We start from the raw sequence: 22073 nt of genomic DNA, 5'->3' as shown, positions 1-22073 counted from the left end.
GGGTTCGCGCTCCAGGCCTCGGCGTTGAAGCGCCGGTCGCCGCGCTCGGGCTGGACCGCCGGCTCCGATTTCTGCCCTGTTGCATGCGCAATCATTCCAGCGTACAGCGCCATCTGCTGTTGCCAGTAATGTGCCTGTGCCTGCGCCAGCGCGAGCGTGGGCATACCGGCGGAAGTCGAGGGCGCTTCGCCGATCTGCCCAGACGCGCCGGTGTAGGCCTGCAGTAACGTCTGCCCCGATTTGAAGAAGCCTTGAATGAACTCGTCCGGCATGTTGAAAGGCGCGGCCATGCTGTCCCCCGAGAGTGATGATCCAACGTCCCCGCCGTTCCCGTAACGAGAAGAGAAAGGGACTGCTCGCGCAACGGGCGCAGCTTTTCGGCTATTTACGCTGAAGCATCTGCTGGATCTCCGCCGCGTGTTCATTCGCACGCTTGGTGAGGCTCGCCATTGCCTCGACTTGCGATTTGCGTGCAATTTCAGCCAGATCCTTGATGTCCTCGACCGCCTTCAGACACGCATTGCGCGCCACTTCGGCGTGTTTGCCAGGGTCCGTCGCGCCGACCTGCGCGGCTGCCTGAATGTCCTGCATGGCCTGCGTCAGCATCTCGGTCTGCTTACGGGCGAATGCCTGCATCGCGTCATAGGCGGACTTGTTTGCCTCGACGATCGCCTCGATGTCCTTCTTGCGCGACTCGACCAACGCGGACATATCGACGCCCGGCACCTTGAACTGCTCGAGCACCTTTGCCAGATCGCCAAAGGGATTGGTTTGTTCAGCCATGACCGTCTCCTGGGGTTTTTTTACGAGAGCTACGTTCTGCGAGCTTACACTCAATGTTGAGCGACCTCGGAATCGCAAGCACATCGTAGACGTTCTCGTGCACGAAGAACCGGTTCGCGCACATCGCGGCTTGGCCCGAATGGCGGAAACGCGCGTCGACCGCGTCCTTCACGGCCAGATCAATGTCCGCGTCCTCGAACACGATGAACGGGCAATTCGCACCCAGTTCGAGTGACACTTTCGTGACGGTCTCTGAGCACAGCGCCATCAGCCGCTTGCCTTCCTCGATGGAACCCGTGAAGGCAATCTTTCGCACGCGCTCGTCCGACACCATCGCAGATCGGATCGTTTCGCCGGTGCCAGTCAGCACAGATAATACGCCGCGCGGCAAGCCAGCGTTTTCGCCAAGCACGGCGAGCGTACAGCCGACACGCCAAGAACACACCAGCCAACAGTTGCCGATGAAGAAGAACATTCAGAAACGCAATGGCCTGCTCGAAGCACTGTGAGTGCGGTCGCAGTACGCAACGATGAAGCCATTAGCTACCTCTTGCATGCAGGACTGCGTCGCCGGTTGAGAACTCAAGTGCAAAGTAGAAGCGAACACCGTGCACGTACTCGATTCATCGAACCAAAACCTTAGCGTTTGACCAGCCCAAGTACATATGTGCATGCCGCGTCGGTCGCATTGACAAACTTACATTGAACAGGCGGTCCGAGTTGTAGACAGTCTCCCGCATTCAGCGTGTGTGTGACGTCCCCTTCCTCAAAGATTAACTTGCCCGAGGTCACCCAAATTTGTTGATGCTGAAAGGTGAACGCGGATGATGGGTAAGCGACGCTCGCACCTGCGGGCAGGCTTACCTCAACCAGTTCCAGCACTGAACCGTTCAACGGCGACAGTACACGCCGCGTATAGCCCGTTTCGGGATCCCGCCAAACAGGCTGGGAGTCAGCACGGCTGATCCTCAGTCCCGCTTGCTCTGCCAGCGCAAGCAATGTCGAAAGCTGTAGTCCAAACGCTCCTGACAGCCGGCCGAGGACGGTAGCAGTTGGACTGGCTTCGCCGCGCTCAATCTTGCTAATCATCGCCTTCGAAACGCCAGATCGCTCGGCAAGTTCGGAAAGCGACCAATTCCGCGTTTCGCGTTCGATTTTGACGCGAGTGGCGATGGCGTCGGTCGGGTCACTTGTCACTTAAAAACCCCCTTCTTTGATCAACGTGGGAGGACGCATTGTAGACGCGCGCCTTGCTGTAACCGCCAGTAGGTCATATCGTCGGCCGGCCCTCGTAAACCCTAGCTAAATTATTTTTTAAAGTAGCCAAACGTCCACTATAGTAAACGCACTGAGACAGTTTTAGGCCATGAACCCGACAAGTACCACGCGCTATTGAATATAGGACACACCATGCCGCAAGAAATCCGACTCAACGCCTTCGACATGAACTGTGTCGGCCACATCCAGCAGGGTTTGTGGGCGCATCCGCGCGACCAGTCCAGCCGGCACGGCGAACTCCAGTACTGGATGGACTACGCGAAGAAGCTCGAAGCCGGACTCTTCGACGGCCTGTTTCTCGCCGACGTCGTCGGCGTCTACGACGTCTATGGCGGCAACGCCGATGCGTCGCTGCGCGGCGCGGTGCAGGTGCCCGCGAACGATCCGCTGATGATCGTGCCCGCCATGGCCGCCGTCACGAAGCATCTGGGCTTCGGCGTCACGTGCAACCTCACATACGAGCAGCCGTTTCTGTTCGCGCGGCGCATGTCCACGCTCGATCATCTGACGGGCGGGCGCATCGGCTGGAACATCGTCACCGGATATCTGGACAGCGCGGCGCGCGCCATCGGCATCGATCATCAACTGGCGCACGACGACCGCTACGACCTCGCCGAAGAATACATGTCGCTCGTCTATAAGCTCTGGGAAGGAAGCTGGGCCGACGACGCCGTGCTCAACGACCGCGCGAACGGCGTGTATGCGTCGCCGTCGCGGGTGCGCGCGATTCATCATCAAGGCGCGCAATACAAGGTCGATGCGATGCATCTGTGCGCGCCCTCGCCGCAACGCACGCCGGTGCTGTATCAGGCCGGTTCGTCGACGCGCGGCCGCCAGTTCGCCGCGACGCACGCCGAATGCGTGTTCGTGAACGGGCAGAGGAAGGACGGCATCCGCGAGATCGTCGGCGATATTCGCGCGCGCGCCGTGCAGTACGGACGCGAGGCGAACGACGTGAATGTCTTCATGGGCGCGACGCTCGTGATCGGCCGCACCGATGCGGAAGCGCGCGACAAGCTCGAGGATTACCGGCGCTACGTGAGCTCGGAGGCGGCGCTCGCGCATGCGGCGGCGTCGCTGGGCATCGACTTTTCGCGCTATGACATCGACGAGCCGGTCGATACGCAGAAGAGCCAGGCGATCGTCTCGAACGTCGAAGCGATGACGCGCACCGCCGGCCCGCAATGGACGCGCCGCAAGCTGCTCGAACAGATGGTGCTCGGCAGCCGGCAGACGCCGTGGGTCGGGTCCGCGCAAAGCATCGCCGATCTGATGATGGCATGGGCAGAGGAAACCGGCATCGGCGGCTTCAATCTGTCGCGCACCGTGGTGCCCGAATGTTTCGACGATGTCGTCGATCTGCTGATTCCGGTGCTTCAGGAACGCGGCGCGTACAAGACGTCGTATCGCGACGGCACGTATCGCGAGAAGCTGTTCGGCCACGCCCGGCTGCCTGAGTCGCATCCGGCGGCGCAGTATCGCGGCGGCTTCGACGCGAACCTTTGATCCCTCATCTTCATCATCCGCAAATCGAATCGGGCGACATCATGATCGACAAGACAAAGTTTCGAGAAGCCATGGCGGGCCTGGGCGCGTCCGTCAATGTCATCACATCCGATGGTGCGGCGGGCCGCGCGGGCTGCACCGCGTCCGCCGTGTGCGCGGTCACCGACGATCCGCCGACGCTGCTCGTGTGCATCAACCGGTCGAGCCGCAACAACGCGATCATTCGCGAGAACGGCGTGCTGTGCGTGAACGTGCTGTCGGCGGAACAGCAGCACGTCGCGGCGCGCTTCGCCACCAAGGACGCCAGCATGGACGAGCGCTACGCGTGCGGCGAATGGCACGCGCTCGAAACCGGCGCGCCGGTACTCGAAGACGCGATCAGCGCGCTCGACTGCGCGGTGCAATCCACCACGGAAGTCGGCACGCACACGGTCTTCTTCTGCACCATCGAAGCGACGCGCACGCGCAGCGCAGCCGATGCGCTCATCTACTACGCGCGCAATTTTCATCGCGTCGGCAATGCGGCGGCGGGCATGTCGCCCGTGGCGGCGTGACGTGTCGAAATACGATCGAGATTCTTCAATGTCAATGGCAATCGATTACCCGAAAGTTCAGATGCTCATCGGCGGACAATGGCGCGACGCGCCGGGCCGACCGGTCATCAGCCCCGCCGACGAAACCGCGATCGGCAGCGTGCCGAACGCCACGCCGCGCGATCTCGACGACGCGCTCGCAGCCGCGCAAAGCGGACTTCAGGTCTGGAAGCGCACGTCGCCTGCGCGCCGCGCCGAAATCATCCTGCGCGCGACGGAGTTGCTGCGCGAGCGCGTCGAGAGCATCGCGCCGGTCATCGCGATGGAGCAGGGCAAAACGCTCGCTCAGGCACGCGCCGAAGTGCTGCGCAGTTGCGATCTGATGGCCTGGGACGCGAACGAAGGCAAGCGCCTCTACGGACGCGTGATTCCCGCCGAGCCGGGCATGCGTCATACGGTGATTCGCGAGCCGCTCGGTGTGATCGCCGCTTTCACGCCATGGAATTTCCCGATGAGTTCGCCCGCGCGCAAGATCGGCGGGGCGCTGGCGAGCGGCTGCGCGATCGTGCTCAAGCCGGCGGAGGAAACGCCCGCGGGCGCGGTCATGCTCGCCACCGCGCTGATGGATGCCGGCCTGCCGCCGGGCGTGCTCAATCTCGTCTATGGCGATCCCGCGCAGATCTCGGAGCATCTGATCTCGAATCCGGTCGTGCGCGGCATCACGTTCACCGGCTCCACGCCGGTCGGCAAGCATCTCGCGGGGCTCGCGGCGCGCTTCATGAAGCCCGCGATCATGGAACTCGGCGGACACGCGCCCGTGATCGTCTGCGACGACATCGATATCGATTCGGTCGCGCTCGCCTGCGTCAAGGGCAAGCTCAATAACGCGGGGCAAGTGTGCGTGGCGCCGACGCGCTACTTCGTGCATCGCGCGGTGTATGACGCATTCGTCGATGCGTTCGGGCGGCACGGCAAGGCGATTCGCGCTGGACATCCGCTGGACGCGGGCAGCGATATCGGCCCGCTCACGAGCCGTCGCAGGCTGGAGGAGATCGAAGCGCTCGTGCAGGACGCCGTGAACGCAGGCGCTCGCCTGATCTGCGGCGGCAGGCGGCTGCCGGGCGCGGGCTATCTGTTCCCGTTCACGATTCTCGCCGACGTGCCCGATGCCGCGCGCATCATGCACGAGGAGCCGTTCGGGCCGGTGTGCGTCGTGTCGCCGTTCGATTCACTCGATGAAGCCATCGCGAAGGCGAACGCCCTGCCCTTCGGACTCGCGGGCTATGCGTTCACACGCGGCGCCGCGACGGCGTACCGGCTCGGGCAGGAAATGGAAGTGGGCAATCTCGCGATCAATCACTTCGTGTCCGCGGTGTCGGAGACGCCTTTCGGCGGCGTGAAGGAAAGCGGCTATGGACGCGAAGGCGGCGTCGAAGGGCTGGAGTGCTACACGACGGTCAAGAGCATCTCTCACCTGATCCTGTGATCGACTGATCCATCGATCGACTGATCGCGTCATCTCATCGGACGGGAATCGGCCGACTAAACCGCATGTCAAGTTCCGCGCGCCGGGTTGCGATCCGGCGCGTGCAAGACGGAATGCCCGCGGTGCGCATTCCGGGGCAAGGCAACACCGCAAAGGTTGACGGCGTTCTCGTCCGGGACATGGCTGCCCGTGGCTCCGCTCGTCTTTTCAAAACAAAAGCTCGTGGAGTCTCGATGCGTCCCATCCACACCCTCGTCGTTTTCCCGCCCGCGTTCGTATTGCTCGGGCCGTTCTTTCTGAATCGCGTGACGCCGTTCGTTCTGGGCATGCCGTTTCTGCTTGCGTGGCTGGCCGGGACGCTCGTCGTCACGTCGATCGTGATGGCCCTCATCTGTCATTCCGACAGCAAGCACCGCGTCAAAACCAGTGAAGACATGGCGGGAGAGCATGCATGAATAGCGCACTGTTGATCATCTTCGCGGCGATGTCGCTCGCGTTGTTTCTTGGCATCCGCGCCCGGCCGGGCAAAGGCATGAGTCTGGAGCAATGGGCCGTCGGCGGACGCGGTTTCGGCACCGCGATCGTGTTTCTTTTGATGGCCGGCGAAATCTATACGACCTTCGTGTTTCTCGGCGGCAGCGGATACGCCTATGGGCACGGCGGCGCCGCGTACTACATGATCGGCTACGGCAGCCTGTGTTTCGTGCTGTCGTACTGGCTGCTTCCGCCCATCTGGCGCTACGCAAAGCAGCGCGGCCTCATCTCGCAACCGGACTTCTTCGCCGCCAAATACCGCAGCCCGATGCTCGGCGTGTTCGTCGCGATCGTCGGCATCGTTGCGCTCATTCCGTATCTCGTGCTGCAGCTCAAAGGGCTCGGCATCATCGTGACGGTGGCGTCGTATTCGGCGTTGTCATCGACGCAGGGCGTGTGGATCGGCGCCACGGTCGTGGCCGTGTATGTCGCGTTGTCGGGCGTGCATGGCTCGGCGTGGACCTCGGTCGTGAAAGACATCCTCGTGATGGGCGTCGCGGTGTTTCTGGGCCTGTATCTGCCGTTCCATTACTACGGCGGCGTCGGGCAGATGTTCGCGGCCATCGAAGAGGCGAAGCCGGGCTTTCTCGCGTTGCCGGCGCGTGGCGAAAGCCCGGTGTGGCTCGTCTCCACCGTGCTGCTCTCGACGCTCGGCTTCTATATGTGGCCGCACATGTTCATGGCGACGTACACCGCAAAGCGCGAGGAAGTGCTGCGCAGAAACGCCTACGTGCTGCCGATCTATCAGCTCATGCTGCTGTTCATTTTCTTCGTGGGCTTCGCGGCGGTGCTGCGCATTCCGGGCCTCAAGGGAACCGAGATCGATCTGGCGCTGCTCAGGATTTCGATGGCGACATTCGATCCGTGGTTCGTCGGCGTGATCGGCGCGGCCGGTGTGCTGACGGCCATCGTGCCCGGCTCGATGATCCTGATGACCGCATCGACGCTGCTCGCGAACAACGTCTATCGCGTGGCGCGGCCGGGCGCGAGCAAGGAGCATATCGCCGCTTCGGCGCGCTGGATCGCGCCGCTCATCATGCTCGCCGCCGTGTTCTTCACGTTGCAGGGCGGACAGACCATCGTCTCGCTGCTGCTGATGGCGTATGCGCTCGTCACGCAACTGTTCCCCGTGCTGGTGGCGTCGCTGATGCGCAACAACCCGGTCACGCGACCGGCCGCGTTCGCCAGCATCATCGTCGGCGAAGGGACGGTGGCGGCCGTGTCGCTCACGAAGAGCACCATCGCGCAACTGTTCCCGTTCCTGCCGGTTGCGCTGAAGGACCTGAACGTCGGCATCGTCGCGCTCGTGCTGAACGTGATGACGTTGATCGTCGTGAGCTTGCTCACGCGGCGCGCCACCGATGAAGCGCGTAGCGGCGCAACCGCGCTCTGACGAGCCTTCAAGGAGCACACGATGAACGCACACGCCGGATTCACGATTGCCTACATCGAAGCGCAATGGCATTCGGACATCCTCGCGCCGGGCAAGCAGGCCTTCGCGCGCCGCATGCAGGGCAAGGGAATCGATGAAGACCGCATTCACTTCTTCACCGTTCCCGGCGCGTTCGAGATTCCTCTGTTCGCGCGGCGGCTCGCGGCGAGCGGACGCTACGACGCGATCGCGGGCGCGGCGTTCGTCGTCGATGGCGGCATCTATCGGCATGATTTCGTGGCAAGCACGGTCGTCGATGCATTGATGCGCGTGCAACTCGATGCGAACGTGCCGGTCTTCTCGATGGTGCTCACGCCGCATCATTTCCACGAGCACGCGGCGCATCTGCAGTTCTTCAAGGACCACTTCTCGATCAAGGGAAGCGAGCTGGCCGACGCCTGCATGCAGCAATTGCTGAACCTCGAAGCGCTCGACCACCATCGCGTCGAGACGCTCACATGAACCTTCGAAAAGAGCATGAATCAAGGCACTGAAACGTTGCTGGACGATTTGATCGACCAACATCTTCCCCGATGGATTGCATTGCGGCACGACCTGCACGCGCATCCGGAACTGCGTTACGAGGAAGTCCGCACATCTGACGTGATAGCCGATGTACTGCGCGACATCGGCTTCGAAGTCACGCGCGGACTCGGCGGCACCGGCGTGGTCGCGAGCCTGCCCGGCATCGATTCTTCGCGCGCGATTCTGCTGCGCGCGGACATGGACGCGTTGCCGATCCGCGAGACGAGTCAGCACGCGTATGCGTCGCGTCACGAAGGCCGCATGCACGCCTGCGGTCACGATGGCCACACGGTCATGCTGCTGGCCGCCGCGCGCGTGCTCAAGCAATTGCCGCGATTGCCCGGCAGCGTTCACTTCGTGTTTCAGCCTGCGGAAGAAGGCGGCGCGGGCGCGAAGCGCATGCTCGACGAAGGCCTGCTGGAGCGATTCCCGAGCGAGGCCGTATTCGCGATGCACAACTGGCCGAGCCTGCCAGCGGGACACTTCGGCTTGCGTGCGGGTCCGATCATGGCGGCGGGCGTGCGCTTTCGCATTTCCGTGAAAGGCGTCGGCGCGCATGCGGCGCAACCTCATCGCGGTATCGATCCGGTGCCGGTCGCGTGCGCGCTGGTGCTGCAATTCCAGACGCTTTGCGCACGGCATAAGGACCCGGTCGATCCGGCCGTGCTGTCCGTCTGCATGATCCACGCGGGCGAGACGGACAACGTCGTGCCCGAATCGGTCGAGATGCGCGGAACGATCCGCACGTTGTCGTCGCGTTTGCTGAACGACATCAAGGAAGGCGTGGACCGGCTCTGTCAGGGGGCGGCGCATTCGTATGGCGTGCGCATCGAAACCGAGTTTTTTCAGTACTACCCGGCGACGGTCAACACGAAAGACGAAACCGACTTCTGCGCCACCGTGCTGCGCGCGACTTTCGGCGACGAACACGTTCATGCCGATGTCGGGCCGAACATGACGTCCGAGGATTTCGGGTTCATGCTGGAAGCCCGTCCCGGCGCGTATGTGCTGGCCGGCAGCGGCGGCGATGCGGGCCTGCACAACCCGGCCTATGATTTCAACGACGCGCTCATTCCGGCAGGCGTTCGATACTGGACGGCGCTCGCGCACGCCTGGTTCCGACGGCCAGCCGCGACGCGCTGAAACAACAGGAGAGTGTCCCTTGGCAATGGCGGAAAGTAGCGGCGTGCGGCGGTTGCTCGTGGATCGCATCGGCCCCGTGACGGTGATCTCGCTCGCGCAGCTATTCGGAACCTCGCTGTGGTTCAGCGCGAACGGCGCGGCCGCCGGCATCACGCGCGCGTGGCACGCCAGCGCGACGGATATCGGCTTGCTCACGAGCGCGGTGCAGGCAGGCTTCATCCTCGGCACGCTGACGATGTCGTTGAGCGGCATCGCCGACCGGTTTCGCGCGAGTTCGATCTTCGTCTGGAGCGCCGTTCTCGGCGCCGTCTTCAACGCGATGTTCGCGCTGCTCGCGACAGGCGTGCTCTCCGGCGCGATGTGCCGCTTTCTCGTCGGCGTGTGTCTCGCCGGCATCTATCCGATGGGCATGAAGCTGATCGTCAACTGGGCGCCCGAGAAAACCGGCACCGCGCTGGCGCAACTCGTCGCGATGCTGACGCTCGGCTCGGGCCTGCCGCACGCGCTCAAAGTGGTGGGCGCGGACTGGCCGTGGCAGGCGATCATCGTGGCGTCGTCGGCGCTGGCGTTGCTCGCGAGCGTGCTGATCGCGATTCTCGGCGATGGGTCACGCATAGCGAATGCGCGTCGGCGTGCGGCGGGAAGCGCGGCGGCTTCATCGCCCGGCATACTCGATGCACTCAAACGCCCCGACTTTCGCTGCGCGGCGCTCGGCTATTTCGGCCACATGTGGGAGCTTTACGCGTTCTGGACGCTGGTTCCGCTCTACATCGCGCACTCGTCGCTCGCGCAGGGCGTGCACGCGGGCGGCGTGTCCGGCCTGTCGTTCTTCGTGTTCGCGGCAGGCGCCGTCGGCTGTCTCGCGGGCGGCATGCTGTCGCGAAGAATCGGCAGCGCGGCCGTTGCGGCAGGCGCGCTGGCGATATCGGGCACGTGCTGCGTGCTGTTCGCGCTGCTGTGGCGCGACGCGAGCGTCCCGCTTCTGCTCGTTCTGATGCTAGTGTGGGGCGCGACCGTCGTCGCGGATTCGCCGCAGTTTTCCGCGCTTTCCGCGAAGGCTTGCCCGCCCGAACTCGTGGGCAGCGCGCTCGCCATTCAGAATTCGATCGGCTTCGCGATCACGGTCGTATCGATTTCAGCGGCAACCGCGCTGTTCGAAAAGATCGGGCTCGATTCGTCGTGGCTGCTCGTGATCGGCCCGATCGCCGGCCTGCTGGGATTCGCCCCCGTGCTCAGACGGCGGGCGAGCGGCCAGGCGTCGCCATCGTAGGCGACGGGAGTTTTACGCGGCGTCGGGCGTCGCGCGGTCGTCGAGAATCAACTGCAGAAACGTCAGATCGAGCCACTTGCCGAACTTCATGCCGACCTGCGGCATCTGCCCCACGTGGCTGAAGCCGAGCTTTTCGTGCAGGCGGATGGAGCCCTTGTTTCCCGATTCGATCGCCGCGACCATGACGTGCTTGCCGATGGCACGCGCACGTTCGATCAGCGCGCGCATCAGCGCATCGCCGATGCGCTTGCCGCGCTGAGTCGCATGCACGTACACCGAATGCTCGACCGTGTGCTGGTAACCATCGAACGCGCGCCAGTCTCCGAACGACGCATAGCCCAGGACTTCGCCGGCTTCGTCGACCGCGACCAGCACCGGATAGCCCTGCTTCTCGCGATCGGCGAGCCATTGCGTGCGGTTCGCGACGTCGACGAGCTTGTCGTTCCAGATCGCCGTCGTGTGCTGCACGGCGTCGTTGTAGATCGAGGTGATGACCGGGAGATCGCCCGGGCCTGCATCGCGGATATTCATCGTTCGAACCCGTATTTCATAGTTGACTAATGTCTACTATAGTAGTCGAACAAAAATGACGCGCCAACTTCAGACGATGGAAAGCGTCACCAGCGTCAGGACGAGATATCGGCCGAGCTTGGCGATCGTCACGAGGATCAAGAAGCGCGCGAACGGCTCGCGCATGACGCCGGCGAGCAGCGTGAGCGGATCGCCGATCACCGGCGCCCAGCTCAGCAGCAGCGACCACTGGCCGAAGCGTCGGTAGGTGCGTTGCGCCTTTTCGAGCTTTTCATCGGAAACGGGAAACCAGCGTTTGTGTTTCCAGCGTTCGATATAGCGGCCGAGCAGCCAGTTGACGACCGATCCGAGCACGTTGCCGGCCGTCGCCACCGCGAGCAGCAGGTTCACCGAATAGTGTTTGCTCAGCAGCAGCCCGACCAGCACCGCCTCCGACTGAAGCGGCAACAGCGTCGCCGCGCCGAAGGCCGCGAGAAACAGGCCGCCGTAGACCGACCATGTCAGCATGGGCGCGCAGTCCGGTGCCGAGCGCATCGGCGAGCGACTGCGATGCCCGAATGCAAGTTGCGAGTGTCCATGAACGTTCCGTGCTTTTTATAGCAGCGCGCGATGACAAAAGTACGCGCATCATAGCCGGTCCCGATTCATGCGACCCGGATGCACGCATGAGCAGCGAAGCATCCGGGCATGTTCGACGCAACGCGCAAACGTCAGTTGACGTCCACCAGCACGCGGCCTTTGAGTCGGCCGGCAAGCATCGCTTCCGCTGCGGGGCCCACGTCTTCGAGCCGAACCGTTTGCGCGGTGATGCCGTCGAGCAGCGCAGCGGGAAGATCGATGACGATGCGGTTCCACGCCTTGATGCGATCCTTCGACGGCAGCATGACCGAATCGACGCCGATCAGCTTCACGCCGCGCAGGATGAACGGCATGACCGTGGTCGGCAAGTCGGCGCCGCCCGCGAGCCCGCACGCCGCGACCACGCCGTTGTAGTTCATCTCGGCGAGCACGCGCGCGAGCACTTTCGAGCCGACCGTGTCGATTGCCGCGGCCCATTTCTGCGCTTCGAGCGCGCGCGGCGCATCGGCCCATTGCGGACCATCGACGAACGCTTTCGCGCCGAGGCCCTTCACGTATTCGTGCTTCTCTTCGTTGCCGGCGAGCGCGAACACCTCGTAACCCAGCTTGTCCAACACGGCCACCGCGACGCTGCCCACGCCGCCCGCCGCGCCCGTCACGAGCACGGGACCGCTCGCGGGCGTCACGCCCGCGCTTTCGAGCGCGTTCACGCACAGCATGCCGGTGAAGCCCGCGGTGCCGATCATCATCGCCTGCCGGGTGGTGAGTCCTTCGGGCAGCGGCACCAGCCATTCGCCGCGCACGCGCTGATACTGGCTGTAGCCGCCCCAGTATTTCTCGCCGACGCTCCAGCCGGTCAGCACGACTTTCTGCCCCGCGCGCAGATTCGGATTCGATGTCTCGACCACTTCGCCCGAGAAGTCGATGCCCGGAACCAGCGGCCACGTCTTGACGATCTTTCCTTTGCCCGTGACGGCCAGCGCGTCTTTGAAGTTGATGGTCGAATATTCGATCTTCACGAGCGTGTCTTCGCCCGGCAGCGAGTCGAAGCTCAGCTTCTCGATCGCGGCCTTGGTCTTCTTGTCTTCCTCGCGGAGCATCATTGCATTGAACGTCTGTCCGGTCATCACGTGTTCTCCAGTTAGATGATTTGGGTTTGCAGCATCAGACTTCGAAGCGGCGGTCACGCCAGCGGATGGCCTCGCGCATGCCCTGCGCGCGCGCCACTTCCATGAATGCCTTCTTGTCGGGCGACACCGCCGTCTCGACCGCATGGTCGATATCGAGCGCGTGCTTGAGCGTCTCCTTCATGCCGCGCGCCTCGAAGCTGTGATTGATCGCGCGCTTGGTTTCGCGCATCAGGTTCGGATCGATGACGCACATCGTGCGCGCGATTCGCAGCGCTTCGTTCAGGTGCTCGCCGTCATCGACGACGCGATTGACGAAGCCCAGTTCCGCGCCCTTTTGCGCATCGATATGGTCGAGGCCTGTCAGGATGATTTCCTTCGCCTGCTTGGGGTTGGTCATCCACGGCAGCAGCATCGTGACGATGCCCGCGCCGAACTTGAGCTCCGGCTCGCCGAAGATGGCCGAGCGCGCGGCCACGGTGATATCGCACGCGAGCACGATCTCGAACGCGCCGGCCACGCAGGCGCCGTGCACCGCGGCGATGGTCGGCTTCGGGCAGTCCCAGAAGCGCATGGTGGTATCGAAATCGCGGTCGAGAATTTCGCGCCACACGGCCGCGCCTTCCGGACGCGCTTCCATCTGTTCCTTCAGATCGAAGCCCGACGAGAACGCCTTGCCCTCACCGTGGATGACGATGGCGCGCACGCTTGCGTCGCCTTCCGCGCGGTTCATGACGGCGTTGATTTCTTCGAGCGACTTCTTGCCCAGCGCGTTCAGGCGCTCCGGACGGTTCAGCGTGATGATCGCGATCGACTCTTTGACTTCGTATTTGAGCGTGATGAATTCGGACATCGATGTCTCTCTCCGGTTCGGTATCAGGAACGGCCTGCAAGCGATGACAACGGTGACAGCGCGCCGCCCGAAATCATGTTGCGCAGCTCGCGCCGGTCCGCCTTTCCGGTTCGCCCGATAGGAAGGGCATCGGCGATGTAGATGAAGTCCGGCATCTTGAAGCGGTCGAGCCGGGTCGAGAGAAACGCGCGCAACGGGTCCGCTTCGATCGCGCAGCCGCTGTTCGGAACGATCAGCGCGTGAATGCGTTCGCCGAGAATGTCATCGGGCGCGCCGACGACCATGCAGTCGCAAACAGCGTCGTATTGCTTGAGGGCGCGCTCGACTTCCATCGGCGTCACCTTGTTGCCGCCGCGCGAGATGAGTTCCTTTGAGCGGCCCATCAGACGCACCTGGCCGTCCGTTTCGAGTTGCGCGAGGTCGCCGGTTCTGAACCAGCCATCGGAGAACGCGGCTTGCGTGAGACCGGGTTCATCGAGGTAGCCGCTCATCAGGAACGGACTCGTGATCTGCAATTCGCCGATGACGCCCTGCCCGCACGGCGCGCTCAGTTCATCGACGACGCGAAACCGCACGTTGCTCGACGGCAGACCCAGCGAATGCGGATTCGCCTGACGGTCCCGCGGAAACTGGAAGAAATCGCACGTGGATGTTTCGGTGAGGCCGAAGATATTCACGAGATCGGTATCAGGGAAAAGCTGCGCGACCTGCGTCGCGAGCTGCTCGCTCAACTGCTCGCCCCCGGTCAGGATCTGGCGCAGCGCGGGACAGGCGGCGGTGAGGCCATCGGCGTCTTGCGCGAGCACGGCGAGCATCGCGCGCAACATTGTCGGCACCACGCCCACGCGATGAATCTCTTCATTGCGCAATTGTTCGAGCAGCAGCGCCGGAACGAACTTCTGCGGCAGCACGATGGTTCCGCCGCCGATCAGCGTCAGAAGGCTCGACCAGATGCCGAAGCTGAACGTGATGTTCAGCAGTTGCAGCGTGCGTTCGTTGCGGCGGAAGTGGATCATCGCGTCGATGGCGCGAAGCTTGCCGCTGAACGCATCGTGACCGATCACGACGCCCTTCGGCGCGCCCGTCGAGCCGGACGTGAAGATGATCATCGCAGCGCGTTCGAGTTGCGCGCGCACCGGCGGCGGCGTTTCGCCGAAACGCGCGATGGCGTCGTCTTCGGCTTGATCCGCGCGCGCCACATCGACCACGAACCGCGCGCGGCTTCGGCCTTGCACGCTGTCGATCACGCTCGCCGGCGACGTGCGATGCAGCGGCACCACGACACCGCCCGCGAGCCACACGCCGAGAAAACCGGCGAGGTCCGCCGGATGACTGGACACGAACACGTGCACCGGTTCGTCGGCTTGCAAGCCGTGGGCGGCGAGCGCGCGCTCGACATGCATCGCGCGGTCGAGCAGCGCCGCGTACGTCAGCTTCGTTTCAGCCGCTTCAATGGCGATCGCCGCGCCGTGCTTTCTGCACGCGGCCGCCAGAGTGAAGCCGAGGTTATTCATTTCATCCATGAGCTTTCAGTGACATCAAAGTAGGCGAATGATTGAACGCGTCGCTTACAGCAGAAGGAGCGTGCCTCCCATGACCGCGAGCATGACGAAGAAGATGATGACGGTGAAGCCCATCACGCGGCCCATGCCCACGCCGGCGATGGCGAGCAGCGGAATGACCCACATCGGCTGCACCATGTCGGCCACGCCTTCACCGAGCGCAACGGCAATCGCGACCGCATGCTGCGAGACGCCGAGATGCTGCGCGGCAGGCACCACGAACGGCGCCTGCACGATCCAGTGTCCGCCCGCGCTCGGCACGAACATGCTGATGAGCACCGACGACACGAAGGTCCAGAACGGCAGCGTGTGCGTGGTCGAAAAGCTGATGAACCATTTCGCCATTTCGTCGGCGAGGCCCGTGACCGTCATGACGCCCATGATGCCGCCGTAGATGGGGAACTGAAGCAGCACCGGACCCGCGACGCGCGCGGCATTGTTGATGGCGGTGAGATACGCGCGCGGCGTCCAGTGCGTGACCAGACCGAGGATCAGGAAAATCATGACGAGCATGTTCAGGTCCATCGTGAACTTGCCTGCCATGACCTTCATCACGATATAGCCCAAGCCCAGCGCGACGAGAATCAGGTTAAGTACCCATCCGTGATCGAGCCATGCGGCGAAGGTCTTCGGACGTTCATTCGATACATCGACGGTGTCTTCCTCGATGAGCTTCGCCGGGTCCGCCGCGATGGTCTCGCTGTCGTGCGGCTTCATCAACCGGAACACGAGCGGAACCAGCACGCCGAGAACGATGACGGGCACGAAGTTCAACGGCGACAGCAGGAATTCGCGCATCGGCAGCACCGAACCCGTCACTTTCTCGATGATGTTCAGCGGCGAGCCCTTCGTCGCGCTCAGCAACGCGATGGAGCTCGACAGACCGCACGGATAAAACGACCAGCCCGCGTAAGCCGCCGCGACGAGCCACGCGAAATCCACGCGCACGCGCTTGGCGATCTCGCGGGCGAACAGCGCGGAGACCACCAGGCCGACGGCCCAGTTGAGCAGGCCGCTCACCATCGAGACGAAGAAGGTGAGCGTCATCGCGCCTGCCGCGGTGGTCGGATACGACGCGACTTTCCTGAGCAGCATCGACACGGGTTTCGAGGTCGACAACGCGTGTCCCGTCACGAGGGTCAACGCGACCAGAAACGCGAAGCTCGCGATCTTGAATACGCCGTCGTACCAGCTCGTGACGACGGTGCCGATATCGCCATGCGGCGCGAAGCCGACCGCGAGCACGCACGTCAGCAAAGTCAGCAATACGGCGATGACGAACGGATCCGGCATCACTTTTTCGACCAGCACCACGCATACGCGTGTGAATCCGCGTAGCCCGTAAGATCGCACGGGCCTGTTCATTGACGCCGCCGCTCCTGCGTTCACCTTTTCCATTGCTCATGTCTCCGTTGTCTGATGCGTTTCATGTCGCTCAGTCATGTGGGCGTGGTACTAGACGACCGGTCAGTTAGAGACGTTATAGCCCCTAGTTGACTGGTCGTCTACAAAAACCTATAGTGGTTTCGGGAAAGTACTGACGCGGCTCGAAAGATATCGAACATGAACTTTGAGGAGACTTCCACGTGAGCACCGGGCTGGGCGCGGATCGAACGGACATACAGGCGGCGTCGCGCGCCAATCGCGCGATAGCGGTGATCGCGATCGCGCAGTTGTTCGGCACATCGCTGTGGTTCAGCGCGAACGCGGCCATGCACGACTTGCAGTTGTCGTGGCATCTCACCGCGTCGGGCATGGGCTGGCTCACGAACTCCGTGCAGGCCGGGTTCATCGTCGGGACCTTGATTTCGGCGTTCACGGGCATCGCGGACCGCTTGCCGACGAGCCGCGTCTTCGCCGCATGCGGTCTGCTCGGCGGGGCGCTCAACGCGCTCTTCGCGCTGTGCAGTACGGGTTTCGCATCGGCGGTCGTGTTTCGATTTGGCGTCGGCGTCGCGCTGGCGGGCATCTATCCGCTCGGCATGAAGCTGCTCGTGACATGGGCGCCTGCGCGCGCGGCACAGACGCTCGCGTGGCTCGTCGCGATGCTGACGCTCGGCACGGCTTCCGTGCACGCGATACGCGGCGCGTTCGATGCGGTGCCGTGGCAGACGGTCGTGCTTACGTCGTCGATGCTGGCGCTCATCGGCGCGGCGATGGTGCTGACGCTCGGCGAAGGGCCGCACGCGCGACGGACGAAATCGAAGGCGGGCCTGGGCAACGCGCGCTCAGTGTTTCGTTCGCGGGAATTTCGCGCGGCGGCGTTCGGCTACTTTGGCCACATGTGGGAGCTTTACGCGTTCTGGACGCTCGTTCCGCTGCTCGTCGCGCATGCGTTGCAGGGCGGTACCGCGGCGTCGACGCGCGATGTCGCGTTGTGGTCGTTCGCGGTCATCGGAATCGGCTCGCTGGGCTGCATCGCGGGCGGCGCGTTCAGCAAGCGCTTCGGCAGTGCGCGCGCGGCGTTCATCGCGCTGTTCGTGTCGGGATCGATCTGTCTGCTTTATCCTTTTTTCGCCGATAAAGCGCCCGTCTACGCGCAACTCGCGGTGCTGCTGATCTGGGGCGTGAGCGTGGTCGCCGATTCACCGCAGTTCTCCGCGCTTTCCGTGCGCGCCTGTCCGCCCGAACGGGTCGGCGGCGCGCTGACGATACAGAACAGTCTCGGCTTCTTCATCTCGGCCTGTTCGATTTTTTCGGCGACGAGTGTGTATCACGCGTTGGGTGCGTGGAGTTCCCTGCTCTTGCTGCCAGGCCCGCTGTTCGGTCTGATCGCGATGAGCCCGCTTCTGAAGAAACAGCCGCGCTGGTAGAAAAAGCATCAACCATTCGAAGGACGTCAGAATCATGGCAACCGTTGCAACCAAAAGGGATAGTGGCCGCCGCTCCGAGCTGATCCGGCTCGGCGTCGCGATCCTCACCGAGAAGGGTTTTCATAACTTCTCGCTCGACGAACTCGTCGCGCTCGCGGGCGTGCCGAAAGGCTCGTTTCACTACTACTTCAGCAGTAAGGACGCGTATTGCCTGGAGGTCATTCAGGCGTATCACGAGTACTTCGCGAAGAAACTCGACATGCATCTGAAAGATACGAGCCTCTCGCCGCTCGAACGCATCAAGGCGTTCACGGAAGACGCCGCGATCGGCATGCAGCGGCACAAGTTCAAGCGTGGTTGTCTCGTCGGCAATCTGAGTCAGGAGCTGGCCGCGCTCGACGAAACTTTCCGCAAGGCGCTCATGGATGTGCTGAAAGACTGGCGCGGCAGGATTCGCGCATGTCTGGAGGAAGGCAAGGCGAACGGCGAGATTCGCGCGGACGCCGACACCGCCGCGCTTTCGCGCTACTTCTGGAATGCGTGGGAAGGCGCGGTGATGTGCTCGAAGCTCGAGAAGTCCCGCGAGCCGCTCGATGACGCGAGCGCCGCGTTCCTCGCGCATCTCGCGCCTCGCGACAAACGCTGAGCGCTGAGCGCGGGCCGGACGGTCTTGCTAGAGCAATCGTACGAACGACAGCGCGTACAACATCAAGGAGAAGACATGAGCGCAGACAATGGCTGGAGCAGGACTCTCAACGGAATGCCCGCCGCCGGTGCGAGCGCCGAGCGCCAGAAAACGTTGACCATGCGCGACGAATGAGTCTTTTCGCCCCATTGCCAACGGTCGCATCGTCGACGATCCAAAGGCGGGTAACGGAGCGGTCCGGTCATCCCGGCCGGCTCCGCGCCGATAGCGGCTCGACTTATCGGCGGGAGCGGAAGTCGACATACGCAACTGGGGCGTCGATTGCAAAGGCCGATCTTCAAGCAGATGGCCGCCGAGGAGTTTCCTGTGCCGACGTGGCTCGTATCGAGCGGCGGTACCGGCGGAACGATCGCGACGCTCGGTCGCTACGTCGCGTACCGCGGCCATCAGACGCGGGTACTCTGCGCGGATCCGGAGAACTCCGTATTCTTCGACTACTTCAGGAGCGTGCTCGCGGGCGACCCGAACGACGGCCTCACGCTCGCGTTGTCGGACTGCAATCAGCCGGCGCATTCGCCTAGCGCATTGGAAAATACCTACGGCGTTCATCGTATTCCCTCGCTGCCAACCGAAGACAAGCCCGCACGAGGATGATCATGCGGTAAGGCGACTAAACGGCGACTTGCGGGAAAGTTGCAGGAGATGACAACGCAACGCCGCCAGCCCGACCCTACTGCGAATCGAAGCCGAACCCACCAAGCCTGAAACTCCGTCAATCGTGACTGCCTTCACATAGGTCCATTTATGCGATGGCTCAGTCTGCCCCGGTATCAGGAACATGTAGTCGACCCAGCCCGATCCCGTTGTTTCAGCCGTCCGGATCATGGCGTCATGAAATAGCTTGCCGTTGGCATCTTTCTGGCCGTGGACGTTAGTTCCTTCCCGTGCAGGGAAGGCCGGATTCAACAGGACATTCGCATTCAGATCGTACGCAAACAGATAGGTGTCGCCATGGAACCACTCACTGCCTTTGATCCTGAACTCGGAAAACGCGGCTTTGCCTCTGCTGTCTATCAACGCGGCGGCCTTCTCGACCAGCGCTTTGGTTTGTTTGTAATGATCTAACAATCCTGGACACTTCAAAAGGTAGACTTCGATCGACCAGCGAGGTGTCAAATGGGTAGAAGAGCGGTTTCAGAGGAATTCAAGCGTGAGGCGGTGGGGCTCGTGCTGGAGCATGGCTACACGGTGGCCAAGGCTGCGAAGGCAGTGGGAATCGGAGAGACGATCACGTCCCGGTCGCATAACGGCGGCAATGCTCCAGATATCCGGCTTCGTGACTGCTCACCAGCTGGACGATGCTGCTCCAAAGCCACAAAGGCGCATCTATCGTTTTCGAGCGGTTGCGTCGTAACTCGGCTTGCCATCCTTTTCGCGTCGTCGCATCCATTTGTCGTGCGTGCGACTTCCCGACCACGGCGGCCAGATAATGCGCCACATGCATCGCGTCGTCCTTGTCCAGCCGCTCGATTTCGAGCTTCATGTCCTGCGGCAAGAGTTCGCGAATGACCACCCCGCGATCGAGCAGACGCGCGGCCCGCATGCGCTCGCCGAGGAAGGGCGAGAGATGCCGCGCGCCTTCGATGACGCGCAAGGCGTTATCGCGTGGCATCGCGACATCCTTATAGCGAGGAGCGGCCGCCTTCACGCCCTCCTTGATGTCGATGAGGCATAGATCGTCTCCCTCGACGACGCCGCCATCCACGTCGAGCAGGACCGCATAGCGCGTGCGGCCGAGCGAGCTGCAGCCCTTGACCCAATAGGCGGCGTCCAGCACCACCACGTCGCCCGATTCGTTCCGGTCTTTCAGGCAGGTCGCCAGGCTGGCGATCTCCTTCTTGCGAAAGAGCATTTCGATCTCGCCGCGCTCTTCCTTCGTGAGCGGCCAGAAGCGCTTGCCCAAGGGAATCGATGGATGGAGGTCCTCGATTCGCTCGCGTGCGAGATGGTGCCATGACCGCCGGATCGCCTCTTTCATCGTCACGTGAACGGGTTCGGGACGCCGGGCCTCGATGTCCTGATCCGAAAAGGCGGACTCATAGCCGGCTGCCAGCGCCTCGATCATGCGAACGACGTTCAGCCCCGACAGGGACGATCCCCGCGCGGCGGTCGCGAGCGACAGCCCGAGACGAACCAGGTCATGTACCGGATTGCCGATGACCGTCTGATCGAGATCGCGAATCTGAATCTCGACTTTTCCCTCCGCATTGGCGATCGGGCCCAGGTTGCCGGTATGGCAGTCGCCGCAGATCCAGACAGCCGGTCCGTGCGGCAATGCATCGCCATTCGACTCGATCACCCACTCGTAGAACCGCTCGGTATTGCCTCTGACGTACGCATGCGGCGAGCGAGCCATCTTCCGTCGACGTTGTTCCGTCAATACGGCCTGCCGGTCCTCGGGCGCCGGCCGCCGCTTCTTTGCCTTTGTGTTTTTGTTCATGTCTCGTCGCGCTCAAAAGTCCAACGCTCCGACTGCAGATTGCGTGCCGCGGTCTTGCAGTCGCCTTACATGACGGTATGGCACGTAATACGTCGCTACCGCGCCAGGAACCCCACGACCGTCTCGTTGAAGCGCTCCGCATGCTCCCACTGCGCCCAATGCCCGCAGCGCCCCAACACTAGGAAGTCGGCGTTCGGCATGCCCCACACGAGACGCAGGCCGACGTCCATCGGCACGAAGCGGTCGTCGCGTCCCCAGATGACCAGCGTGCTCGCCTTGATCTCGTTCAGCCGATGACCATAGTCCGGAAACTGCTTCGGATTCGCGGCGAGGCTCTTCACGAAGTTATCCAGATGATCGCGCCGCGCCAGCATGTTCTGCAGACGGGTTTGCATCAGCTCTTCGGTCATCGTGCTCGCGTCGTACACGAACACGTTGAGCATGCGCTTCAGGTTCTCGAGCGACGGATCGCGATACAGCGCCTGCAACAGCTTGATGCCTTCGGTCGGCATCGGCACGAACTGGCTCGGGCCGCCCGTGCCGCCGCCCATCAGCACCAGCTTGCCGACGCGCTCGGGATGCGACAGCGCGAACGCCACCGCGCTATGGCCGCCCATCGAGTTCCCGACGAGATGCGCGCGCTCGATGCCGAGCGTGTCGAGCACGCTCTTCACGACGCGCGCGTTGAGGTCCGAGCGCGAACCCGTGCACACGATCGAATCGCTCTTCCCCCAGCCCGGACAGTCGATGAGGATCACGCGATAGCCCGCGTCCGCGAACGCATCGACGTTGCGGTAGAAATTCGCCCAGCCGCTCGCGCCCGGCCCCGAGCCGTGCAGCATGACCAGCGTTTCGCGGCCTGCGCCGGTGTCGTTGTAGTGGATGCGCAGTTCCGTGTCGCCTTCCATCACGCTCACGAATTTGCTCGTGTCGGCTTCGGTCCAGCGTTGTTGGGTCGTCGTCATGTCAGTG

At 63.0% G+C, this 22073-nt stretch carries 23 protein-coding genes and 1 pseudogene; 11 read left to right on the top strand and 13 right to left on the bottom strand.

What is annotated here, in order from left to right; genetic code table 11:
- The 4 genes and pseudogenes from AWB74_RS32695 to AWB74_RS32680 form a co-directional block, all read right to left on the bottom strand.
- A pseudogene (locus tag AWB74_RS32695) lies at positions 1-290 on the bottom strand (class I poly(R)-hydroxyalkanoic acid synthase); the annotation flags it as partial.
- A 91-nt stretch (positions 291-381) separates the two neighbouring features.
- A complete protein-coding gene (phaP, locus tag AWB74_RS32690) occupies positions 382-783 on the bottom strand; it encodes a TIGR01841 family phasin (RefSeq protein ID WP_061150752.1) in 402 nt (133 codons plus the stop codon).
- Positions 776-1258: an aldehyde dehydrogenase family protein gene (locus tag AWB74_RS32685; protein WP_061150751.1), complete on the bottom strand. Its 483-nt coding sequence runs from the start codon at positions 1256-1258 to the stop codon at positions 776-778. The genes phaP and AWB74_RS32685 overlap by 8 nt, the downstream gene beginning before the upstream one ends.
- Positions 1259-1422: 164 nt before the next feature.
- Entirely contained in the window at positions 1423-1980 is a 558-nt protein-coding gene (locus AWB74_RS32680; protein WP_061150750.1) for a helix-turn-helix domain-containing protein, read from the bottom strand.
- 213 nt (positions 1981-2193) lie between these two features.
- On the opposite strand from AWB74_RS32680, the gene AWB74_RS32675 reads away from it, so the two are divergent.
- The 8 genes from AWB74_RS32675 (at position 2194) to AWB74_RS32640 (ending at position 10490) form a co-directional block, all read left to right on the top strand.
- The gene (locus tag AWB74_RS32675) at positions 2194-3567 is read left to right on the top strand and encodes an LLM class flavin-dependent oxidoreductase (protein WP_061150749.1); all 1374 of its coding nucleotides are present in this window, start codon (positions 2194-2196) and stop codon (positions 3565-3567) included.
- A gap of 41 nt (positions 3568-3608) precedes the next feature.
- Complete coding sequence (locus AWB74_RS32670; RefSeq protein WP_061150760.1) at positions 3609-4121, top strand: flavin reductase; 513 nt, start codon at positions 3609-3611, stop codon at positions 4119-4121.
- Positions 4122-4149: 28 nt separating this feature from the next.
- Entirely contained in the window at positions 4150-5586 is a 1437-nt protein-coding gene (locus tag AWB74_RS32665; RefSeq protein ID WP_235024769.1) for an NAD-dependent succinate-semialdehyde dehydrogenase, read from the top strand.
- A 233-nt stretch (positions 5587-5819) separates the two neighbouring features.
- The gene (locus AWB74_RS32660) at positions 5820-6041 is read left to right on the top strand and encodes a DUF3311 domain-containing protein (RefSeq protein ID WP_061150747.1); all 222 of its coding nucleotides are present in this window, start codon (positions 5820-5822) and stop codon (positions 6039-6041) included.
- Positions 6038-7513, top strand: a complete 1476-nt coding sequence (locus AWB74_RS32655) for a sodium:solute symporter family protein (protein ID WP_061150746.1) — start codon at positions 6038-6040, stop codon at positions 7511-7513. The genes AWB74_RS32660 and AWB74_RS32655 overlap by 4 nt, the downstream gene beginning before the upstream one ends.
- A gap of 21 nt (positions 7514-7534) precedes the next feature.
- Positions 7535-8014, top strand: coding sequence for a 6,7-dimethyl-8-ribityllumazine synthase (locus tag AWB74_RS32650; protein ID WP_061150745.1), 480 nt, complete (start codon positions 7535-7537; stop codon positions 8012-8014).
- A 15-nt stretch (positions 8015-8029) separates the two neighbouring features.
- The gene (locus AWB74_RS32645; protein WP_087039329.1) at positions 8030-9220 is read left to right on the top strand and encodes a M20 aminoacylase family protein; all 1191 of its coding nucleotides are present in this window, start codon (positions 8030-8032) and stop codon (positions 9218-9220) included.
- 25 nt (positions 9221-9245) lie between these two features.
- A complete protein-coding gene (locus AWB74_RS32640) occupies positions 9246-10490 on the top strand; it encodes an MFS transporter (protein ID WP_061150744.1) in 1245 nt (414 codons plus the stop codon).
- Between the two features lie 12 nt (positions 10491-10502).
- On the opposite strand, the gene AWB74_RS32635 is transcribed toward AWB74_RS32640, so the two are convergent.
- From AWB74_RS32635 to AWB74_RS32610, 6 genes are all read right to left on the bottom strand, one after another.
- Positions 10503-11021 carry a GNAT family N-acetyltransferase gene (locus AWB74_RS32635; protein WP_061150743.1) on the bottom strand — a complete coding sequence of 173 codons (519 nt, stop codon included), beginning with the start codon at positions 11019-11021 and terminating at the stop codon, positions 10503-10505.
- 69 nt (positions 11022-11090) lie between these two features.
- Entirely contained in the window at positions 11091-11528 is a 438-nt protein-coding gene (locus AWB74_RS32630; RefSeq protein ID WP_061150758.1) for a YqaA family protein, read from the bottom strand.
- A gap of 203 nt (positions 11529-11731) precedes the next feature.
- Entirely contained in the window at positions 11732-12727 is a 996-nt protein-coding gene (locus AWB74_RS32625) for an MDR family oxidoreductase (RefSeq protein ID WP_061150742.1), read from the bottom strand.
- 37 nt (positions 12728-12764) lie between these two features.
- Positions 12765-13580 (bottom strand): enoyl-CoA hydratase/isomerase family protein, encoded by an 816-nt coding sequence (locus AWB74_RS32620; protein WP_061150741.1) that lies wholly within the window; start codon positions 13578-13580, stop codon positions 12765-12767.
- A 23-nt stretch (positions 13581-13603) separates the two neighbouring features.
- Positions 13604-15103, bottom strand: coding sequence for a class I adenylate-forming enzyme family protein (locus tag AWB74_RS32615; RefSeq protein WP_061150740.1), 1500 nt, complete (start codon positions 15101-15103; stop codon positions 13604-13606).
- A 45-nt stretch (positions 15104-15148) separates the two neighbouring features.
- Entirely contained in the window at positions 15149-16507 is a 1359-nt protein-coding gene (locus tag AWB74_RS32610) for a short-chain fatty acid transporter (protein WP_160110340.1), read from the bottom strand.
- A 221-nt stretch (positions 16508-16728) separates the two neighbouring features.
- Between AWB74_RS32610 and AWB74_RS32605 the strand changes: the two genes are divergently transcribed.
- From AWB74_RS32605 to AWB74_RS47490, 3 genes are all read left to right on the top strand, one after another.
- Positions 16729-17955 carry an MFS transporter gene (locus tag AWB74_RS32605; RefSeq protein WP_087039327.1) on the top strand — a complete coding sequence of 409 codons (1227 nt, stop codon included), beginning with the start codon at positions 16729-16731 and terminating at the stop codon, positions 17953-17955.
- A 34-nt stretch (positions 17956-17989) separates the two neighbouring features.
- Positions 17990-18601: a TetR/AcrR family transcriptional regulator gene (locus AWB74_RS32600; RefSeq protein WP_200822064.1), complete on the top strand. Its 612-nt coding sequence runs from the start codon at positions 17990-17992 to the stop codon at positions 18599-18601.
- Between the two features lie 321 nt (positions 18602-18922).
- A complete protein-coding gene (locus AWB74_RS47490; RefSeq protein WP_235024767.1) occupies positions 18923-19255 on the top strand; it encodes a hypothetical protein in 333 nt (110 codons plus the stop codon).
- Here AWB74_RS47490 and AWB74_RS32590 read toward each other — a convergent pair whose 3' ends face one another.
- From AWB74_RS32590 to AWB74_RS32580, 3 genes are all read right to left on the bottom strand, one after another.
- Positions 19256-19729 (bottom strand): cache domain-containing protein, encoded by a 474-nt coding sequence (locus AWB74_RS32590; protein ID WP_235024766.1) that lies wholly within the window; start codon positions 19727-19729, stop codon positions 19256-19258. It lies immediately after the preceding gene.
- A gap of 160 nt (positions 19730-19889) precedes the next feature.
- On the bottom strand, positions 19890-21101 hold the full coding sequence (locus AWB74_RS32585; protein ID WP_061150737.1) for a DUF2252 family protein: 1212 nt from the start codon (positions 21099-21101) through the stop codon (positions 19890-19892).
- Between the two features lie 95 nt (positions 21102-21196).
- Positions 21197-22066 carry an alpha/beta fold hydrolase gene (locus AWB74_RS32580; protein WP_061150736.1) on the bottom strand — a complete coding sequence of 290 codons (870 nt, stop codon included), beginning with the start codon at positions 22064-22066 and terminating at the stop codon, positions 21197-21199.
- Positions 22067-22073 lie beyond the last annotated feature (7 nt).

It is taken from the genome of Caballeronia arvi (assembly GCF_001544695.2).
Taxonomy (GTDB): domain Bacteria; phylum Pseudomonadota; class Gammaproteobacteria; order Burkholderiales; family Burkholderiaceae; genus Caballeronia; species Caballeronia arvi.
This window is presented reverse-complemented; position numbering and strand designations above follow the sequence as displayed.

Excerpts from the sequence above, each read along its gene's own strand:
- AWB74_RS32660 (WP_061150747.1), top strand. The coding sequence starts at position 5,820 with ATGCGTCCCATCCACACCCTCGTCGTTTTCCCGCCCGCGTTCGTATTG.
- AWB74_RS32600 (WP_200822064.1), top strand. The coding sequence starts at position 17,990 with ATGGCAACCGTTGCAACCAAAAGGGATAGTGGCCGCCGCTCCGAGCTG.
- phaP (WP_061150752.1), bottom strand. The coding sequence starts at position 783 with ATGGCTGAACAAACCAATCCCTTTGGCGATCTGGCAAAGGTGCTCGAG.
- AWB74_RS32655 (WP_061150746.1), top strand. The coding sequence starts at position 6,038 with ATGAATAGCGCACTGTTGATCATCTTCGCGGCGATGTCGCTCGCGTTG.
- AWB74_RS32580 (WP_061150736.1), bottom strand. The coding sequence starts at position 22,066 with ATGACGACGACCCAACAACGCTGGACCGAAGCCGACACGAGCAAATTC.
- AWB74_RS32585 (WP_061150737.1), bottom strand. The coding sequence starts at position 21,101 with ATGAACAAAAACACAAAGGCAAAGAAGCGGCGGCCGGCGCCCGAGGAC.
- AWB74_RS32635 (WP_061150743.1), bottom strand. The coding sequence starts at position 11,021 with ATGAATATCCGCGATGCAGGCCCGGGCGATCTCCCGGTCATCACCTCG.
- AWB74_RS32630 (WP_061150758.1), bottom strand. The coding sequence starts at position 11,528 with ATGCTGACATGGTCGGTCTACGGCGGCCTGTTTCTCGCGGCCTTCGGC.
- AWB74_RS32665 (WP_235024769.1), top strand. The coding sequence starts at position 4,150 with ATGTCAATGGCAATCGATTACCCGAAAGTTCAGATGCTCATCGGCGGA.
- AWB74_RS32650 (WP_061150745.1), top strand. The coding sequence starts at position 7,535 with ATGAACGCACACGCCGGATTCACGATTGCCTACATCGAAGCGCAATGG.
- AWB74_RS32675 (WP_061150749.1), top strand. The coding sequence starts at position 2,194 with ATGCCGCAAGAAATCCGACTCAACGCCTTCGACATGAACTGTGTCGGC.
- AWB74_RS32670 (WP_061150760.1), top strand. The coding sequence starts at position 3,609 with ATGATCGACAAGACAAAGTTTCGAGAAGCCATGGCGGGCCTGGGCGCG.
- AWB74_RS32685 (WP_061150751.1), bottom strand. The coding sequence starts at position 1,258 with ATGTTCTTCTTCATCGGCAACTGTTGGCTGGTGTGTTCTTGGCGTGTC.
- AWB74_RS32640 (WP_061150744.1), top strand. The coding sequence starts at position 9,246 with ATGGCGGAAAGTAGCGGCGTGCGGCGGTTGCTCGTGGATCGCATCGGC.
- AWB74_RS32615 (WP_061150740.1), bottom strand. The coding sequence starts at position 15,103 with ATGGATGAAATGAATAACCTCGGCTTCACTCTGGCGGCCGCGTGCAGA.
- AWB74_RS32610 (WP_160110340.1), bottom strand. The coding sequence starts at position 16,507 with ATGAACAGGCCCGTGCGATCTTACGGGCTACGCGGATTCACACGCGTA.
- AWB74_RS32645 (WP_087039329.1), top strand. The coding sequence starts at position 8,030 with ATGAATCAAGGCACTGAAACGTTGCTGGACGATTTGATCGACCAACAT.
- AWB74_RS32620 (WP_061150741.1), bottom strand. The coding sequence starts at position 13,580 with ATGTCCGAATTCATCACGCTCAAATACGAAGTCAAAGAGTCGATCGCG.
- AWB74_RS32625 (WP_061150742.1), bottom strand. The coding sequence starts at position 12,727 with ATGACCGGACAGACGTTCAATGCAATGATGCTCCGCGAGGAAGACAAG.